The following is a 17,289-nucleotide window of genomic DNA, read 5'->3' as shown; positions in this document are numbered from 1 at the left end:
TGTCCACAGCTTACCGACGAGTAGGATCACCGCATGACTGCCAGCAGGACCGACGGGGCCGACCCCGCGCCGAATCCGTACGCCACGGCCGAAGAGGTCGCAGCGGCCCTCGAGGACACCAAGCTCGCCCAGGTGCTCTACCACGACTGGGAAGCCGAGACGTACGACGAGAAGTGGTCCATCTCGTACGACGAGCGCTGCATCGACTACGCCAAGGGCCGGTTCGTCGCCGCTGCGGGCGACCAGCCCCTGCCCTACGAGCGTGCTCTCGAACTCGGTTGCGGCACCGGCTTCTTCCTCCTCAACCTCATGCAGGGCGGGGTCGCGAAGAGCGGGTCGGTCACCGATCTGTCGCCCGGCATGGTGAAGGTCGCGCTGCGCAACGCCGAGAATCTCGGTCTCGACGTCGACGGCCGCGTCGCCGACGCCGAGACCATTCCCTACGAGGACGACACTTTCGACCTCGTGGTCGGACATGCTGTGCTGCACCACATCCCGGACGTCGAGCAGTCTCTCCGCGAGGTGCTGCGCGTGCTGAAGCCCGGTGGCCGGTTCGTCTTCGCCGGTGAACCCAGCACGATCGGCAACGCCTATGCGCGCCTGCTCGGCCGGGTCACCTGGGAGGCCACCACCAGTATCACCCGGCTGCCCTTCCTGCGCGACTGGCGTCGTCCGCAGACCGAACTCGACGAGTCCTCCCGGGCGGCCGCTCTCGAGGCCGTCGTCGACCTGCACACCTTCGACCCCTCGGATCTCGAGAAGCTGGCCTCGTCGGCCGGTGCCGTCGAGGTGAAAGCGTCGAGTGAGGAATTCGCCGCGGCACTGCTCGGCTGGCCGGTGCGTACCTTCGAGGCCGCGGTGCCGCAGGAGAAGCTCGGCTGGAACTGGGCGAAGTTCGCCTTCGGCGGATGGAAGGCGTTGAGCTGGGTCGACGAGAACGTGCTCAAGCACGTCGTTCCCCGCAGCTTCTTCTACAACGTCATGATCACCGGTGTGAAGCCCGGCAAGTAGTTGGGCTACGACTTCACCCTCGCCGACGTCGCGTATCTGACGTCGGGAGACGGCCGCGACGCTCTCGCACGTGTCGCCGGCCGCGAACTGTCGACGCGTACGCGCCTCGCCGACATCGGCTGGGCGCGTACGCATTTCGGTGATCGCGCCGGCATGCTCGTCGAAACCGTCATGTTGCGACGCAAGGCGGAGACGAAGATCGCCGGTGGCACCGAGTGGGTTCTCACCGACGACGCCCTGCAGCAGTCCACGCCGACCCGCGTCGCGGCACACCGTGCCCGGCGGTTGCGCGGCCGCACCGTGCACGACGTGACGTGTTCGATCGGCGCCGAACTCACCGAACTCGTCGGGGTCGCCGAGACCGTGATCGGCAGCGACCTCGACGACGTGCGCCTGGCGATGGCCGCGCACAACGTCCCCGGGGCGTATCTGGTACGCGCCGACGCCCTGCGTCCGGTCACCAAAGGCACCACCGTCGTCGCCGATCCCGCACGCCGGTCGGGCGGCCGGCGCACCCACGATCCGGCGGCGCTGCAACCACCGCTACCCGATCTCCTCGACGCCTACGCGGGCCGCGATCTCGCCGTGAAGTGCGCGCCGGGACTGGATTTCGACTCACTCGGCTGGGCCGGCGAGGTCGAGGTCGTCTCGCTCGACGGCGGAGTCCGCGAGGCATGCCTGTACTCGCCGGGCCTGAGCGCACCGGGCGTGCGGCGCCGTGCTGCTGTACTGCGTTCCGACGGAACCGGTTTCGAGATCACCGACGACGCGGACGACGACATCCCCGAGCGCGAGCCGGGGGAGTGGATCGTCGACCCGGACGGTGCCGTCGTGCGTGCCGGTCTCGTGCGCCACTACGCCGCCGCGCACGGGCTGTGGCAACTCGACCCGCGGATCGCCTATCTCACCGGCGACCGTCTGCCCGACGGCGTGCGGGGCTTCCGGATCGTCGAACGTCTCAAGTACAGCGAGAAGACGCTCCGTCAGGCACTCGCCCGCCACGACTGCGGTGCGGTCGAGATCCTCGTGCGCGGTGTCGACGTCGACCCGGCGGTCCTGCGTCCGCGGCTGAAGCTACGCGGGTCGGCCTCGCTCAGCGTGGTCCTCACCCGCATCGGCCGGACGCCCGAAGCGTTCGTCTGCACCCCCTCACGCTGAACGGCCGGCACACCCTCACACCGACTGCGGGGCGCGCAGCACCACCACGTCGCCGTCGACGGTCGTGATCACGAACTCCCCGTCAGGGCCGATGCCGGTGCCGACCGGCAGTCCGGTGGTGGGCTCGAGGGGTTCCTTCTCGGTGGTCGCGCCGTCCGCGAGATCGAGCACCGCGGCAGCGAGACCCCGGTCGCCGTCGACCACCACGTAGGCCCGGCCGTCGGCGGTCACCGCCGGCGCACCGTAGGGCTTCACATCCGTCCGCTCCCACTCGAGGTCGGCACCGTCGCCGTTGTCGCGCAACGCCGTCAGCGGCGCGCTGCCGTCGGCCGACGCGAGGAGCAACAGCCCGTCCTCGGTGACGGCGGGACCGAGTGCCGTGGGACGACCGGTCTCGTGGCTCCACCGCGCCTCGCCGGTCTCGGTGTCGAGCGCCCACAGGGTGCCGTCCCCGTCATGGACGTAGACCGTGGAACCGTCCGCGGACAGCACCGGACTCGTCACCGCACCCCCGGGAAGATCGGGCGCCGACCACTCCTCGGTCACTGCGGCGTCGTCGCCGCCCGTGTAGCGCAGCGCCACGAGCGCGGACCGGTCGGCGCCCGGCCGCCACACGGTGACGAAGACGCGATCGGTGGCGGTGTCGACGGCCGGAGTGGTGGCCACCGGGCAGTCCTCCGAGCCGCCGAAGCATGCCGGCAGACCGTGATCGCTCGCGAGTCGCGGCAGATTCTGCCCGTCCGCGACGGTCGGCACCGGCACGAGATCGAACAAGGGCGCCTCGAGGTGGCCCGTCTGGGGATCGACGACATTCACCTGACCGAAGTGGGTGACCACCAGCAGACTTCCGTCGGACGTGAACTGCGCACTGCGCGGGCTGCCGCTCACAGGAAGGCGCCAGCGACGCTGACCGTGCTCGTTGAACGACAGCACCCCGCCGTCCTCCCCGACGTAGATGTTGGCGACCGCGTCGGAGACCGGTGTGATCGTCGTGACGGCCGGTGCGAGACGCGTGCACCAGCGCTTGCGACCGGAATCCATCTGGAAGGAGAACAGATTGCATCCGGCCGCCGTCGCGGCGGTCACCGAGACCTGACCGTTGGCGGCGATGCCGGCGGGCGAGCCGACCGCTCCACCCAGCGGGCGGGTCCAGCCGGCCGTGAGATCGTCGACACCGTCGGCGGTCGCGGTGTTGCTGTTGCGGGCATCGGAGTGACGGCCCGGCCAGCCACCCGTGGACAACACGTCGTCGGTGCCGCCACCACCGCACGCGCTCAGCGCGAAGACCACAGTCAGCGCCGGGACCGCGGTCCGCAGGACACCCCGCATCACTCAACTCCTCCACAGGCGAACGATTCGACGTGTCAGCGTATCGGGCCGGGGGTCGTGTGCCGCGAACGAGGCGGACCGTAGGCTGCCCCTATGACGAGCATGTGGGGTGCACCTCTGACGGCGAGGTGGCGCGGGTCCCGTCGCAGGGATCCCGAACAGGCACGATTCCTGACGCTGTCTTCTCTGAAGTGGGTGCTGGACAACAAGGCGTACACGCCCTGGTACCTGGTCCGGTACTACCGCCTGGCGAAGTTCCGACTGGCCAATCCACACGTGGTGCTGCGCGGCATGGTGTTCCTGGGCAAGAACGTCGAGATCCACGCGACGCCGGAACTCTCGCGTCTCGAGATCGGCAGATGGGTCCACATCGGGGACGGCAACGCGATCCGTTGCCACGAGGGCTCGCTCCGGATCGGCGACAAGGTCGTCTTCGGCAAGGACAACGTGGTCAACACCTATCTCGACATCGAGATCGGCGCGTCGACGCTGGTCGCGGACTGGTGCTACATCTGCGACTTCGACCATCGCACCGAGGACATCACCTATCCGATCAAGGACCAGGGCATCGTGAAGAGCCCCGTCCGGATCGGCCCGGACACCTGGATCGCCGCGAAGGTCACCGTGCTCCGGGGTACCCGCGTCGGCCGTGGTTCGGTGCTCGGAGCGCACGCGGTCGTCAAGGGCGACATCCCCGATTTCGCTATCGCGGTGGGTTCGCCCGCCAAGGTGGTCAAGAACCGTAAGGTGGCATGGGAGAGCGCCGCCGCCGAACGTGCTGCCAGGGAAGCGGCGCTCGCCGACATCGCACGGAAGAAGTCGGGAGACACGCCCGCGGACGTGCACCGGTAGCGACGCGGGCCGGACCACAGGTGGGGGACAGCCATGGAGTACTCGGAGTATCGCAGTCGCGACGCGATCGGCCTCGCCGAACTCGTCGCAACGGGCCAGGTGTCGGCGAGTGAGCTGCTCGAGACCGCGATCGCGCGGCTCGACACTGTCGAACCGACACTGAACACCGTCGTCCGCAGGCTCGACGACCGGGCCCGCGCCCGCGCCCGCGAACCACTCGCCGGCCCGTTCGCGGGGGTGCCGTTCCTGCTCAAGGATCTGGGGCAGGATCTGGCCGGTGAGCCGACCTCGAGTGGTTCCCGCGTTCTCGCGAACCTGCCGGTGGACGAGAACTCGGTGATCGTGGACCGGTGGCTCGGTGCGGGGCTGGTCCCGTTCGGGAAGACGAACACTCCCGAGTTCGGGGCGAAGGGCATCACCGAGCCCGAGGCCTTCGGTGCCGGCCGCAATCCGTGGAATCCGGCGGTGACGCCGGGCGGGTCGTCGGGCGGATCCGCCGCCGCGGTCGCGGCGGGCGTCGTTCCGGTCGCCGGAGCGAGCGACGGCGGCGGCTCGATCCGGATTCCCGCCGCGTGTTGCGGTCTCCTCGGACTCAAACCCGGACGTGGGCTCGTGCCCACCGGTCCGCGCGGCGGGGAACCTCTGCACGGGGCCGCCGTCAACGGGGTGATCTGCCGGACGGTTCGCGATGCCGCGGCCTTCCTCGACGTCATGGCCGGGTCGTATGCGGGTGGCCCCTATCTCGCCGAGCGGGCGCAGTCGTACGCGGAGGCCGCGCGCTCGGTCCCGAAGCGGCTGCGGATCGGATACGAGACCGCGTCACCGATCGGGACGCCGGTCGACCCGGAGGCGGTGGCCGCGGTGGACGGTGCCGTCGCGGTGCTCGAGGAACTCGGTCATCACGTCGAACCCGCCTCGACGGGTATCGACGAACGACGTCTGGCGGAGGACTTCCTCACGATGTGGTTCGCCACGGCCGCCGCGGAGGTCGCCGACGCTCGTCGCCGGACCGGGGCACGGGCGGAGGACTTCGAATTCGACACCCGCATCATGGCCGCCATGGGGGCCGCGACGTCGGCATCGGACTACATTGCGGCCCATACCCGTTGGGCCGAGTATGCGAGCGGTCTCGCGCAGTTCCACGAGCGCTACGATCTGCTGCTCACGCCGACTCTGGCTTTCCCACCGTCGCGCATCGGCGAACTCGACACGCCGCGCTGGATGCGGCGCGCCGGCGAGGCCCTCCTGCGGACCCGGACGGCGTGGCTCGCGGGGCGTGCCGGTTTCGTCGACCGGATGGTGGACGACAACCTGGGCCGTACCCCGTACACGCAGCTGGCCAATATCACCGGGCGACCGGCGATGTCGGTCCCGCTGCACTGGACGGCCTCCGGTCTGCCGCTGGGGGTGCAGTTCGTCGCGCCGCTCGGCGGGGAAGGTGTGCTCCTCGCGCTCGCCGGCGAACTCGAACAGGCCCGGCCGTGGTTCGAGCGGCAGCCGCCGCTCGCTCCGGCCGAGTTGTCCGCCGCCTCCTGAGCCGGAAGTCGACTCAGAACGCCAAGGACTTCCGGTACACGACCGTCTCGCACGGAACTGCAAGGGCAGGAACGAGTTCCGGATGTCGAGTATCGAGCGGTGCCGGTTCGTCCGGCACGTACCCGAGCCGGGTGTAGAGCCGGTCGAGGAACACCTTCGACTCGTGCGAGGTTCCGCCCGGCCGGATCACCTCGAGTTGCACCGTCTCGAAACCCCGCTCCGCGCACTCTGCCTCGACGGCATCGATCAGGAGACGGCCGACGCCCGTTCCGCGGACCTCCGGGTCGGACGCGAACATCCCGAACTCGGCCGTCGTCCCGTCCACCGGGGTCACGCGGATGCATCCGACCACCCGGCCGTGCGACCGGGCGATCCGGATACTGCCTTCCCGTGCGTACCGGGTGATCTCGTCCGTGTCGGTCCGCGTGGTGCCCGGCACCCACATGCCGTCCTCGGCCACCGCGTAGACGGCATTGAGCAGGCCGGTGACGGCGACGACGTCGGATCGGTGCGGTTCGAGGCATTCGATCCCGGCGGTGTGCTGCCCGCTCATCCGCGATCCGGGAGTGGGCGTTGCGGGATCGTGGGACGTGCCAGCGGGTGTCGTACCCGCCGTTTCGCCGACGAGTAGACCTGCACGGTCTCCTCGGCGACGCGGCGCCAGTCGAAGTCGTCGGTCAGCCGCGCCCGGGCGGCCCGCGCACGCACCTGTGCGTCCTCGGGGTCGTCGAGGGTCTCCCGCACGGCCGAGACGAGGCCCGCCACGTCGCCGGGCCGGAACGACAGTCCGGTCACGCCGTCGACCACCGCTTCGCCCAGGCCACCGGCGGTGGACGCGATCAGCGGGGTGCCCGCGGCCGCCGCCTCGAGGGCGATGATGCCGAACGGTTCGTAGCGGCTCGGCAGCACGATCGCGTCGGCGCCGTGCAGCCAGCCGAGCAGTTCGGTGTGGTCGAGGTTGCCGAGGAAACTCACCGAGCGTGCGACGCGGTGCACCCGTGCCTGTTCACGGAGCCATTCGAACTGGGTGCCTTCGCCGGCGATCACGAGGGTCGTGCCGGGATGCGATCGGCGGATGCGGGGGAGGGCGGCGATCGCGTCCTGCACACCCTTCTCGTATTCGAGGCGGCCGACGTACAGCAGCCGGGCCGGCCCGGGACGCGGTTCGCGGTCCCGGTACGACCAGGTGGTGATGTCGATGCCGTTGCGGATCACCGAGATCTCCGGCAGGTCCGGGCCGTACAGCTCCGTCACCTCGTCGTGCATCGACACCGAACACGTGATGAGCCGGTCGGATTCGTTGGCGAGCCACCATTCGACGGAATGCACCTGCCGATTGATCCGGCCGGACAGCCAGCCGCTGTGGCGACCCGCCTCCGTCGCATGCAGGGTCGACACGAGCGGCACATCGAAGAACTCGGCCAGCGCGATCGCGGGGTGGGCGACGAGCCAGTCGTGGGCGTGGACGACATCGGGATACCAGCCTTCGCCGATACCGCCGCGGCTCAGTCCGATCCCGGCGCGGACCATCGCGTGGCCCATCGCGAGGGTCCAGGCGATCATGTCCTCGCCGAAGTCGAAGTGAGGTGCGTCCTCCGCGACGGCCACCACGAGCACGCCGTCGGCGATATGACCGACCGTGGGATGGGTCGACGCATCGGTGCCGGTCGGACGACGCGACAGCACCACCACTTCGTGGCCGGCCGCGGCGAGTTCGGTAGCGAGATGGTGGACGTGTCTGCCCAGGCCGCCGACGACGACGGGTGGGTACTCCCATGACACGAGCAGGATCTTCATCGCGGGCCTCCGTGGCGTCCGGGCAGTCGCCGGGCGTCGAGTCCCGGGAAGAGATTGTCGGCGCGGCTCCATCCGTCGGCCAGACGTCGCGCCGTCTCGGTGCGTCCGGAGCCGACGGCCTCGGCGATCTCACGCAGTGCGTGGGCGTGCTTGTGCGCGCGGTCGCGGGCGTAGGCGGCAGCGGTGTCCTTGCTGACCATGAACGCCCAGTCGCTGGACACCGTGAGCAGCGCTTCGCGCAGCATCTGGTCGTGCACGCGGTTGCGGAGCGCGACCGGCGAGACGTTCTGTTCGCGGGCCTTGTCGATGCTGTCGAGGGTCGTGCGCACCACCTCGTCGTTCAGTCGCACGAGGTCGGCGACCTGATCGCCGGCCCAGACCCGCCAGTCCTTGCCCGAGCCCCACGACGAATCCTCGAGATCGACGCAGGCGCCGACGTAGCCGCGGTCGCGGGCATCGGCGAGGGTTCCCACCTCGATACCGGCCTCGGGAAGAGCGCGCAACAGCCGCTCGAGGAAGATCGGGCCCTCGAACCACCAGTGCCCGAACAGTTCGGTGTCGAATGCCGCGACGACGAGCGCGTCCCGGCCGATGCGGTCGGACTCGCTGCGCAGCCGCTTCCGGACGGTCTCGACGAAGTCGGCGACGTCCCGGTCGACGGCCTGCGAGGCGAGTTCAGGGTCGTAGGGAGCCTTCTCGTGCGAGGGCACCGTGCGGCCCGTGACCCGGGAGGGCTTGAGTCCGGTGTCGTGGCAGTAGGTGTGGAAGTCGCGGTAGGCGGAGTGGCCCGGGTAGCCGGATTTCGGCGACCACACCCGGTACGAGACCTGCAGGTCGCGGCCGAAGCACACCACGTCCGAGTCGCGGACCGTGCGACCGAGCGAGGTGTCGCCGCGCAGTGCGGGGCCATCGACCATGAAGTGCTCGACACCCGCTGCGGCGTAACCCTTCTCCATGCCCGGCGTGTAACCGCATTCCGGACCCCAGATGCCGCGCGGCCGATGGTTCCAGCGGGCGTGGGCGTCGGCGAGGCCCTCCGACAGGGAGAAGGCGCGCAGTCGCGGGTCGAGGAGGGGCTGGAAGGGATGGGCCAGAGGTCCGCCGAGGAGTTCGATCGCGTCGGCGTCGATCAGCTGCCGGACGACGGGGGAACCTCCGTGGCGCCAATGGGTTTCGAAATCCTCGAGTGCGGTCGAGGCGGCACGGTGCTCGCGGGCGCCGAGCGCGCGGTAGGACTCCTCCCGCATCCCGGCGGCCTCGTGCGCGCGGAGTTGCCAGTTGCCGAGCCAGTGGTGCATCCCGGCGAGGCAGTGCGGATCGTCGAGTTGCGCGGCGAGCACCGGGGTGACCCCGAGCGTGAGCATCCGGGTCCGACCTTCGGCGGCGAGCCGTCTGAGGACGTCGGTGACGGGCAGATAGGTCGCGGCCCACGACTGGTAGAGCCATTCCTCGCCGACGGGCCACCGGCCGTGATGGGCGAGCCACGGGAGGTGGGAATGGAGGACGAGCGCGAACATACCCGGCTCGCGAGGTGATGCGGCACTCACGGCGCAGTGTCCTTCGCTGCAGGATCCTTCACGGCGATGGCGACGAGATCGAGGCTCGCGTCGATGTTCTCGGGAACGATGGCGAAGTCGTCGACGGAGACCATGGCGACATCGGCGGTGAGGTCGTCCGGCCACGGCTCGCCGGCGAGCGCCCGCTCGATCTGAGCGTCGATGAACGATCCGCCGTGCTTGGCGTCGAGAGCGCGCAGGGCGGGTCCGTGGTGCACGCCCGTCATGAGTTCGACGCGGAAGCCGGCGTCCTCGAGCAGTTGCGTCAGTTCGGCGGCGTTCAGCTCACGGGTGTGGAAGGGATTGAGCGGGGTGTCGCGGCCGGGGGAGAAGGTGATGCGGTTGGGCGTGCTGATCAGCAGCTCACCGCCGGGAGTGAGAATGCGGTGACATTCGCGTAGGAACTGTGTCTGATCCCACAGATGCTCGATCACCTGGAAGTTCACGACCGTATCGACCGATTCGTCCTCGAGGGGAAGTTCGGCGAGATTGCCGTGCCGCATGTCCACGCGGGGGTAGCGCGCGCGGATGTGGGCGACGGCGCTCTCGTCGTAGTCGAGACCGATCACCCGGGTGGCGACGTCGGCGATCATGGCGGCCCCGTAGCCTTCGCCGGCGCCGGCCTCGAGCACGGTCCGTTTCGCGCACCGGGGAAGAAAATGCTGGTAGACGACCTCGTGACGTCGGAACCAGTAGTTCTCCTGGGCGATGCCCGGGACCGTCCGTTCGCCGGTGAGGGGAAGGGTGTGCGCATCGTCGGCGCGGGCGGGGGTATCGCTCACCGCCACGACATTAGCCCCCTTCCCGGAGGGGAGGTCTCCGGTGTTCCGGATCACAGCTTCGGTCGTCCTTCCGTGCGGTTATGGTGAATCGGGAATTCCGTCAAGTTACCGGCTGGTAACTTAGCGGCTGATAATCTATCGCACACGCCGTGCGAAAGACACGAGTGCTCGGTTCAGGCAGCGCCTTGCCGACCAAAGGCAGCTACACACAGGAGGTCGACGCAGACCCATGACGAACATCGTCGTTTTGATCAAGCAGGTCCCCGACACGTGGTCCGAGCGCAAGCTCAGCGACGGCGACTACACGCTCGACCGTGAGGCCGCCGACGCCGTGCTCGACGAGATCAACGAGCGCGCCGTCGAGGAAGCTCTGCTCATCAAGGAGCGCGACGGCGGCGAGGTCACCGTTCTGACCGCCGGTCCCGACCGCGCGACCGACGCCATCCGTAAGGCGCTGTCCATGGGCGCCGACAAGGCGATCCACCTCAACGACCCGGCCCTGCACGGCTCGGACTCCATCCAGACCGCGTACGCGCTCGCCGCGGCGCTCGGTCAGATCGAAGGTGTCGAGCTCGTCATCGCCGGCAACGAGGCCACCGACGGCCGTGTGGGTGCCGTTCCCGCGATCATCGCCGAGTACCTCGGCCTGCCGCACCTGACGCACCTGCGCAAGCTCACCATCGCGGACGGCAAGGCCTCCGGCGAGCGTGAGACCGACGAGGGTGTCTTCGGCATCGAAGCTCCGCTCCCCGCCATCATCTCGGTCACCGAGAAGATCAACGAGCCTCGCTTCCCCTCCTTCAAGGGCATCATGGCCGCCAAGAAGAAGGAAGTTCAGACCCTCACCCTCGCCGACATCGGCCTCGATCCCGAGATCTTCGGCGTCGCCAATGCGGCCTCGACCGTCACCGGTGTGACCCCGAAGCCGCCGCGCACCGCAGGTGAGCGCGTCGCCGACGAGGGCGACGGCGGCACCAAGATCGCCCAGTACCTGGTCGGTCAGAAGATCATCTGATCGCGCCCCCGCGACAACATCTGACATATCTAGGAGAGAAGTAGTAATGGCAGAAGTACTCGTGCTCGTCGAGCATGCCGAGGGCGCGCTCAAGAAGGTCAGCACCGAATTGATCACCGCCGCGCGTGCGCTCGGCGAACCCGCCGCCGTCGTCGCCGGTGCTCCCGGCACCGCCGACGCGCTGCAGGACGCCCTCGCCGCCGCCGGTGCGGTCAAGGTCTACGCCGCCGAGTCCGACGACGTCGACAAGTACCTGGTCACCCCCAAGGTCGACATCCTGGCGTCGCTCGTCGAGTCCACCAGCCCCGCCGCCGTCATCACCGCCGCGTCCGTCGAGGGCAAGGAGGTGTCGGGCCGTCTCGCCGCCCGCATCGGTTCCGGTCTGCTCGTCGACGTCGTCGACGTCAAGGCCGACGGCTCGGCCGTGCACTCGATCTTCGGTGGTGCGTACACCGTCGATGCCAAGACCAACGGTGAGGTCCCCGTGATCTCCGTCCGTCCGGGTGCCGTCGAGGCCAAGCCCGAAGCCGCTGCCGCCGAGCGCGTGGCCGTCGAGGTTCCGGCTCAGGAAGAGAACGCCGTGAAGATCGTCTCGCGCGATCCGATCGTCGGCGGCGACCGTCCGGAGCTCACCGAGGCGTCGATCGTCGTCTCCGGCGGCCGCGGTGTCGGTTCGGCCGACAAGTTCTCCGTCGTCGAAGAACTCGCCGACTCGCTTGGTGCCGCCGTCGGTGCGTCCCGCGCCGCTGTCGACTCCGGCTACTACCCGGGCCAGTTCCAGGTCGGTCAGACCGGCAAGACGGTCTCGCCGCAGCTGTACGTCGCACTCGGCATCTCCGGTGCGATCCAGCACCGCGCCGGCATGCAGACCTCGAAGACCATCGTCGCCGTCAACAAGGACGAAGAGGCCCCGATCTTCGAGATCGCGGACTACGGCGTCGTCGGCGACCTGTTCAACGTCGCTCCGCAGCTGACCGACGAGGTCAAGAAGCACAAGGGCTGATCTGCTCGGGCAGACCGATCCCTGGGTGGCCCCGTTCCTTTCGAGGAGCGGGGCCACATCTGTTCGGCGGAGTGTTCATCGGCGATGCATCACCGCGACATCCCGGCGCCGCCGGCACGCCTCCCGCACTCGTTACACCTTCGGCATGACCACATCGTCGGTGCTGTACCGCCCGAGTCATTTCACCGCCCCGATCCTGTCCGGCCCCCGTTATTCTCTCGTCGTCTCGACCGAACCGTCCGTTCGCACGGTTGCGCAACGTCTGCGCCATCGGGTCTTCGCGAACGAACCGGGCTTCCGGCTCCCTCATTCCGGGACCGGTCTCGACACGGACCGGTTCGACGAGTTCTGCGACCACATACTCGTGCACGACCGGGTCACCGACGATGTCGTCGGCTGCTACCGGATGCTGCTGCCCGAGGCCGCGCGCGAGGCGGGTGGGTACTACACCGCCACCGAATTCGATCTCACCGCCCTCGACCCCCACGGACGCGGTCTCGTCGAAATGGGTCGGGCCTGCGTCGATCCGGCCCACCGCTCCGGGTCCGTGCTCACCCTCATGTGGGCCGGGATCCTGCTCTATCTCGAGACGACCGGACACCACGAGGTCGTCGGATGCGTGTCGGTGCCCCTGCGCACGACGCCCGACGAACCCGAGGCGTCGAACGTGCGGGGTGTGCGCGACCTTCTGCTCGACCGACACGCGATCGAGCCCGCATCACGGGTACGCCCGTTGAACCCCGTCGTGGTCGACGGCCATCCTCTCGATGAGATCGCGCCGCCACCGCGCCCCGTGGTGCCGCCGCTGCTGCGCGGATATCTCCGGCTCGGTGCCCGGATCTGTGGTGAACCGGCCCACGACCCGGACTTCGGCGTCGCCGACTTCGTCGCGATACTCGCCGTGGACCGGGCGAACGCACGGTATCTCGCCCGCTTGCGGGCCGTCGCGGAGCGCAACGAGGGTGGTACGCGATGACGCGGTTGCACGGGTGGATGCCGTCGAGCCCGTGCGGCGTGCGGTGTCTGGCGGACGACGCGGACCGTGTGGGTCTGCCGACGGTGGGGCTGCGCATCGCGCTCGTGGCGCTCGTGCTGACGGTGGTACCACTCCTGTCGGCCGGACGGATGATTCCTGCGACGCGCCGGGAACACACGTTGCGTCGCAGCGCGCGCGTGTTGCTGTGGTGCGTGGGCATTCACCCGACGGTCGACGACAGACGTGACCGGCGGGCGCACGCAGGGGGCGTGCTCGTCGTTGCACCGCACGTCTCGTGGACCGACGTGCTGGTCCTCACCGCGGTCGCTCCCGCTGTCTTCGTGGCACGGGCGGACCTGCTCGACTGGGGTGTGCTGGGCACACTCGCACGCCGGATGCGTGTCATCGCCATCGACCGGGAACGGCTGCGTCTGCTGCCCGACGTGATCGATCGGATACGTACCCGCCTGCTCGCAGGCGAACGTGTCGCGGTCTTCCCCGAGGGCACGACATGGTGCGGTCGGGCCTACGGCGGTTTCCGTCCCGCACTGCTCCAGGCGGCGGTGGACGTACAGTGCCTTGTCCAGCCGGTCGGACTGCGTTACCGCCAGCGCACGGGCGAGTCCACTGCGGTGCCCGCCTTCGTCGGTGACGAGACGATCGGGTCGTCGCTCCGGCGGATGATCCGGAACCGTGGTGTCGTCGCCGAAGTCGTCCTGGCGCCGCTCGAACGGCCGGGACAGGACCGGCGTGATCTCGCGGCCCGATGCGACCGCGCGGTCCGCGCCGATCGTGTGGCCGATGCCATATCCTCCGTGCCGGTCGACCGCTCACCGGTTGCCCGTGCGGCGCACCGGGCGGACGCCGCCCGCCCGCGGACCCCCTGAGCGCGGCGGGCACCCGTGCCCACCCGCTATCCTGGATCGGTCATGACCTCGCCCGCCTCCGGTCCCTCCGGTACCTCCACGACCGTCTACCTCGATCACGCCGCGACGACGCCGATGCTTCCTGCGGCCGTCGAGGCGATGACGTCGGTCCTCACCACCGTCGGAAACGCGTCGTCCCTGCACGGTTCGGGGCGCGCAGCGCGCCGCCGCATCGAAGAGTCGCGAGAGTCGATCGCAGCCGCCCTCGGCGCCCGGCCCTCCGAGGTGATCTTCGTCTCCGGTGGTACCGAGGGCGACAACCTGGCGATCAAGGGCATCTACTGGGGCCGCCGCGCCCAGGATTCCCGTCGTCGCAGGATCCTGGCGAGCGCGGTCGAGCACCATGCTGTGCTCGACGCCGTCGAATGGCTCGTCGAGCACGAGGACGCAGTGGTGACGTGGCTTCCGGTCGACCGGTCCGGGCGCGTCGATCCCGGCACGCTCCGCGACGAACTCTCGCGCTACGCCGACGAGGTCGCCCTCGTGTCCGTCATGTGGGCGAACAACGAGGTCGGCACCGTCATGCCGATCGTCGAACTCGCCGCCGTCGCCGCCGAGTTCGACGTCCCGATGCACAGCGACGCCGTGCAGGCGGTCGCTCATCTCCCCGTCGACTTCACCGCGAGCGGCCTGTCGGCGCTGACCCTGGCCGCCCACAAGTTCGGGGGGCCGCAAGGGGTGGGCGCGTTGCTGCTCGGCAGGCAGGTGCCGTGCGTGCCGCTCGCCCACGGCGGCGGTCACGAACGCGACGTGCGTTCGGGTACACAGGACACCGCGTCCGTCGTGGCGATGGCTACGGCGCTGCGCGAGGTCACCTCGGATCTGCCCGGACGTAACGCCGAACTGGCACGCCTGCGCGATCTTCTCGTCGCAGGTGTCGAGTCGGTGATTCCCGACGCGATCCTCAACGGCCCCCGCGGGGCGGGACGACTGCCCAACAACGCACACTTCACATTCCCCGGGTGCGAAGGGGATTCGCTGCTGATGCTGCTCGACGCAGCCGGTATCGAATGCTCGACCGGCTCGGCGTGCACGGCCGGGGTCGCGCGTGCGAGCCACGTGCTCGTCGCGATGGGATCGGACCCCGTCACGGCGCGTGGATCGCTCCGATTCTCGTTGGGACACACGACGACCCGTGGCGACATCGAGAAGCTGATCGAAACTCTCCCTTCCGTGGTGGACAGGGCTCGCGCCGCCGGACTGGCGAGCGCCGGTGGACGAGGAGGTGACCGGAGATGAGGATTCTTGCGGCAATGAGCGGCGGTGTGGACTCGGCGGTCGCCGCCGCCCGCATGGTCGAGGCCGGACACGACGTCGTCGGAGTACACCTCGCGTTGTCGAGCGCGCCGGGCACGCTGCGCACCGGCTCGCGGGGATGCTGTTCGAAGGAGGACGCCGGCGACGCCCGCCGCGCCGCCGACGTGCTCGGAATCCCGTTCTACGTGTGGGATTTCGCAGACCGCTTCAAGGAGGACGTGATCGACGACTTCGTCGCGTCCTACGCGGCCGGTGAGACCCCGAATCCGTGTCTGCGCTGCAACGAGAAGATCAAGTTCTCGGCGCTGGCCGACCGCGCCGTGGCCCTCGGCTTCGACGCCGTCGCCACCGGTCACTACGCGCAGTTGGACGGCGGGGTGCTGCGCCGCGCCGTCGACGCCGACAAGGACCAGTCGTACGTGCTGGCCGTGCTCACCGCGCAGCAGTTGTCGCGCGCGGTTTTTCCTGTCGGCGACACCCCCAAGAGCCGGATCCGCGAGGAGGCGGCCGAACGCGGACTTGCGGTGGCGAACAAGCCCGACAGCCACGACATCTGTTTCATCCCCTCGGGCGACACGCGAGCCTTCCTCGGTGCCCGGATCGGCGTGCGCCCGGGCGCCGTCGTGGACGACCGTTCCGGTGAGGTGCTCGCGCAGCACGACGGCGTACACGGCTTCACCGTGGGCCAGCGCAAGGGGCTCGGCATCGCCGGACCCGGACCCGACGGACGTCCCCGCTACGTCACGGCGATCGAGCCGGGGAGCGGCACCGTGCGGGTCGGCAGCGCCGAACAGCTGAAGGTCGGGTCGATCCGGGCCGAGCGCGCCGTGTGGACCTCGGGCACGGCTCCCGTCGGCCCGATCGAGTGCGTCGTTCAGGTCCGCGCACATGGTGGACTGGCCCCGGCCGTCGCCGAAGCGGTGGGCACGGGTATCGAGATCACGCTGCGCGAACCGCTCACCGGTGTCGCCGCCGGTCAGGCCGCCGTGCTGTACCGCCCCGATGCAGCGGGCGACATCGTTCTCGGCAGCGGCACCATTACGGCAGGGGAGCGGTGACGGCACCTGCCCCCGGCCGCGAGGTGTGGTCCGGTGCCGCGACAGGCATCGGTTCGTGGCCCGGAACGGACCCGCGCGAGGCCGCTACGGTCGTCGTCGGCGAACTCACCGATCTGCCGCATCTCGTCGAGTTACCGGCGCGTGGGCTCGGTGCCGATATCATCGGGCGCGTCAGTGCGCTGCTCGTCGACATGTATCTCGACACCTCGACCACCGGATATCGCCTGGTGTCGCGGCGCGGCACCGTGGCCGCCCGGGCGCGCGATCTGCTCGCGCAGGATCTCGACGCGCTCGAGGAGGCCTGGGAACGCGCCGGCTCGGACGTCACCCGCCCGGTGAAGGTGCAGTCCGCCGGACCGCTCACCCTGGCCGCCCACGTCGAACTCGCCACCGGGCGACGGGTGCTCACCGACCGCGGTGCCGTCCGCGAGCTGGCCGAATCGCTCGCGGAAGGGCTGGCCCGGCACGCGGCCGAGATCACCCGCCGGATCGGTGTGCCGGTCGTCGCGCAACTCGACGAACCGTCGCTTCCCGACGTGCTCGCCGGAACGCTGAAGGGCCGGACCATTCTCGAGACCGTGCCCGCGGTCCCGGATCCGGAAGCGCTGGACGTGCTCGACACGACGATCCGGGGCACCGGACTGTCCGTCGCGGTGCACTGCTGCGCGGACACCTTCCCGGCCGATTTCCTGCGGCGCAGCGCTGCCGAGGCGGTCGCTTTCGACGTCGGTCGTGTGCGACGCTCCGACCTCGACGGACTCGGGGAACTCTTCGACTCCGGCACGGTCCCGATCCTGGGGCTCGTGCCTGCCACCGCTCCGGCGTCGACGGGCTGGCGCGAGTACGCGGCACCGGCCGTCGACCTGATCGACCGGCTCGGTTTCCCCCGGAAGGTGCTGCACTCGGTGGCGGTGAGTCCGGTCTGTGGGCTGGCCTCGGCGTCCACGGACGGGGCGCGGGCCGCCCTGCGTTCCGTGCGCGACGTCGCCTCGGCGTTCGCCGAGGAAGCCGACACACTCTGAGCGTTCCTGTC

At 69.6% G+C, this 17,289-nt stretch carries 16 protein-coding genes; 11 read left to right on the top strand and 5 right to left on the bottom strand.

Annotated elements, in window-relative coordinates; genetic code table 11:
* The first annotated feature begins 33 nt into the window (after positions 1-33).
* Positions 34-1,011, top strand: a complete 978-nt coding sequence (locus EQ874_RS06910) for a class I SAM-dependent methyltransferase (protein WP_064065028.1) — start codon at positions 34-36, stop codon at positions 1,009-1,011.
* Positions 1,012-2,169: a class I SAM-dependent methyltransferase gene (locus EQ874_RS06905; RefSeq protein WP_129976354.1), complete on the top strand. Its 1,158-nt coding sequence runs from the start codon at positions 1,012-1,014 to the stop codon at positions 2,167-2,169.
* 15 nt (positions 2,170-2,184) lie between these two features.
* Here the strand turns inward: EQ874_RS06905 and EQ874_RS06900 are convergent, their stop codons facing one another.
* Positions 2,185-3,498 carry a PQQ-binding-like beta-propeller repeat protein gene (locus EQ874_RS06900; protein WP_129976353.1) on the bottom strand — a complete coding sequence of 438 codons (1,314 nt, stop codon included), beginning with the start codon at positions 3,496-3,498 and terminating at the stop codon, positions 2,185-2,187.
* 93 nt (positions 3,499-3,591) lie between these two features.
* Between EQ874_RS06900 and EQ874_RS06895 the strand changes: the two genes are divergently transcribed.
* Together EQ874_RS06895 and EQ874_RS06890 are read left to right on the top strand one after the other, a co-directional pair.
* Positions 3,592-4,350, top strand: coding sequence for an acyltransferase (locus EQ874_RS06895; RefSeq protein WP_064065025.1), 759 nt, complete (start codon positions 3,592-3,594; stop codon positions 4,348-4,350).
* Positions 4,351-4,383: 33 nt separating this feature from the next.
* The gene (locus EQ874_RS06890) at positions 4,384-5,886 is read left to right on the top strand and encodes an amidase (protein ID WP_129976352.1); all 1,503 of its coding nucleotides are present in this window, start codon (positions 4,384-4,386) and stop codon (positions 5,884-5,886) included.
* A 13-nt stretch (positions 5,887-5,899) separates the two neighbouring features.
* On the opposite strand, the gene EQ874_RS06885 is transcribed toward EQ874_RS06890, so the two are convergent.
* The 4 genes from EQ874_RS06885 to EQ874_RS06870 are packed head-to-tail and all read right to left on the bottom strand — an operon-like array spanning position 5,900 to position 10,027.
* Positions 5,900-6,439 carry a GNAT family N-acetyltransferase gene (locus EQ874_RS06885; protein ID WP_129976351.1) on the bottom strand — a complete coding sequence of 180 codons (540 nt, stop codon included), beginning with the start codon at positions 6,437-6,439 and terminating at the stop codon, positions 5,900-5,902.
* The gene (locus EQ874_RS06880) at positions 6,436-7,683 is read right to left on the bottom strand and encodes a glycosyltransferase family 4 protein (protein ID WP_064065022.1); all 1,248 of its coding nucleotides are present in this window, start codon (positions 7,681-7,683) and stop codon (positions 6,436-6,438) included. The genes EQ874_RS06885 and EQ874_RS06880 overlap by 4 nt, the downstream gene beginning before the upstream one ends.
* Positions 7,680-9,200: a glycoside hydrolase family 57 protein gene (locus EQ874_RS06875; RefSeq protein ID WP_129976514.1), complete on the bottom strand. Its 1,521-nt coding sequence runs from the start codon at positions 9,198-9,200 to the stop codon at positions 7,680-7,682. Before EQ874_RS06875 ends, EQ874_RS06880 begins: the two co-directional genes overlap by 4 nt.
* Positions 9,201-9,226: 26 nt before the next feature.
* The gene (locus EQ874_RS06870) at positions 9,227-10,027 is read right to left on the bottom strand and encodes an SAM-dependent methyltransferase (RefSeq protein WP_129976350.1); all 801 of its coding nucleotides are present in this window, start codon (positions 10,025-10,027) and stop codon (positions 9,227-9,229) included.
* A gap of 223 nt (positions 10,028-10,250) precedes the next feature.
* On the opposite strand from EQ874_RS06870, the gene EQ874_RS06865 reads away from it, so the two are divergent.
* The 7 genes from EQ874_RS06865 (at position 10,251) to EQ874_RS06835 (ending at position 17,278) form a co-directional block, all read left to right on the top strand.
* Positions 10,251-11,036 carry an electron transfer flavoprotein subunit beta/FixA family protein gene (locus tag EQ874_RS06865; RefSeq protein ID WP_016935711.1) on the top strand — a complete coding sequence of 262 codons (786 nt, stop codon included), beginning with the start codon at positions 10,251-10,253 and terminating at the stop codon, positions 11,034-11,036.
* A 46-nt stretch (positions 11,037-11,082) separates the two neighbouring features.
* A complete protein-coding gene (locus tag EQ874_RS06860; RefSeq protein WP_064065019.1) occupies positions 11,083-12,039 on the top strand; it encodes an electron transfer flavoprotein subunit alpha/FixB family protein in 957 nt (318 codons plus the stop codon).
* A 145-nt stretch (positions 12,040-12,184) separates the two neighbouring features.
* Positions 12,185-13,015 (top strand): GNAT family N-acyltransferase, encoded by an 831-nt coding sequence (locus EQ874_RS06855; RefSeq protein WP_129976349.1) that lies wholly within the window; start codon positions 12,185-12,187, stop codon positions 13,013-13,015.
* The gene (locus EQ874_RS06850; RefSeq protein ID WP_129976348.1) at positions 13,012-13,902 is read left to right on the top strand and encodes a lysophospholipid acyltransferase family protein; all 891 of its coding nucleotides are present in this window, start codon (positions 13,012-13,014) and stop codon (positions 13,900-13,902) included. The genes EQ874_RS06855 and EQ874_RS06850 overlap by 4 nt, the downstream gene beginning before the upstream one ends.
* Before the next feature lie 42 nt (positions 13,903-13,944).
* The gene (locus EQ874_RS06845; RefSeq protein WP_064065016.1) at positions 13,945-15,180 is read left to right on the top strand and encodes a cysteine desulfurase family protein; all 1,236 of its coding nucleotides are present in this window, start codon (positions 13,945-13,947) and stop codon (positions 15,178-15,180) included.
* Positions 15,177-16,256 carry a tRNA 2-thiouridine(34) synthase MnmA gene (gene mnmA / locus EQ874_RS06840; RefSeq protein WP_064065015.1) on the top strand — a complete coding sequence of 360 codons (1,080 nt, stop codon included), beginning with the start codon at positions 15,177-15,179 and terminating at the stop codon, positions 16,254-16,256. The genes EQ874_RS06845 and mnmA overlap by 4 nt, the downstream gene beginning before the upstream one ends.
* Positions 16,253-17,278 carry a methionine synthase gene (locus EQ874_RS06835; protein ID WP_129976347.1) on the top strand — a complete coding sequence of 342 codons (1,026 nt, stop codon included), beginning with the start codon at positions 16,253-16,255 and terminating at the stop codon, positions 17,276-17,278. The genes mnmA and EQ874_RS06835 overlap by 4 nt, the downstream gene beginning before the upstream one ends.
* Positions 17,279-17,289: the final 11 nt, after the last annotated feature.

Source organism: Rhodococcus sp. Q1, assembly GCF_004153645.1.
Classification (GTDB): Bacteria; Actinomycetota; Actinomycetes; order Mycobacteriales; family Mycobacteriaceae; genus Rhodococcus; species Rhodococcus gordoniae.
This window is presented reverse-complemented; position numbering and strand designations above follow the sequence as displayed.

Coding starts and splice junctions, on each gene's coding strand:
- EQ874_RS06910 (WP_064065028.1), top strand. CDS start 34: ATGACTGCCAGCAGGACCGACGGGGCCGACCCCGCGCCGAATCCGTAC.
- EQ874_RS06900 (WP_129976353.1), bottom strand. CDS start 3,498: ATGCGGGGTGTCCTGCGGACCGCGGTCCCGGCGCTGACTGTGGTCTTC.
- EQ874_RS06895 (WP_064065025.1), top strand. CDS start 3,592: ATGACGAGCATGTGGGGTGCACCTCTGACGGCGAGGTGGCGCGGGTCC.
- EQ874_RS06890 (WP_129976352.1), top strand. CDS start 4,384: ATGGAGTACTCGGAGTATCGCAGTCGCGACGCGATCGGCCTCGCCGAA.
- EQ874_RS06885 (WP_129976351.1), bottom strand. CDS start 6,439: ATGAGCGGGCAGCACACCGCCGGGATCGAATGCCTCGAACCGCACCGA.
- EQ874_RS06880 (WP_064065022.1), bottom strand. CDS start 7,683: ATGAAGATCCTGCTCGTGTCATGGGAGTACCCACCCGTCGTCGTCGGC.
- EQ874_RS06875 (WP_129976514.1), bottom strand. CDS start 9,200: ATGTTCGCGCTCGTCCTCCATTCCCACCTCCCGTGGCTCGCCCATCAC.
- EQ874_RS06865 (WP_016935711.1), top strand. CDS start 10,251: ATGACGAACATCGTCGTTTTGATCAAGCAGGTCCCCGACACGTGGTCC.
- EQ874_RS06860 (WP_064065019.1), top strand. CDS start 11,083: ATGGCAGAAGTACTCGTGCTCGTCGAGCATGCCGAGGGCGCGCTCAAG.
- EQ874_RS06855 (WP_129976349.1), top strand. CDS start 12,185: ATGACCACATCGTCGGTGCTGTACCGCCCGAGTCATTTCACCGCCCCG.
- EQ874_RS06850 (WP_129976348.1), top strand. CDS start 13,012: ATGACGCGGTTGCACGGGTGGATGCCGTCGAGCCCGTGCGGCGTGCGG.
- EQ874_RS06845 (WP_064065016.1), top strand. CDS start 13,945: ATGACCTCGCCCGCCTCCGGTCCCTCCGGTACCTCCACGACCGTCTAC.
- mnmA (WP_064065015.1), top strand. CDS start 15,177: ATGAGGATTCTTGCGGCAATGAGCGGCGGTGTGGACTCGGCGGTCGCC.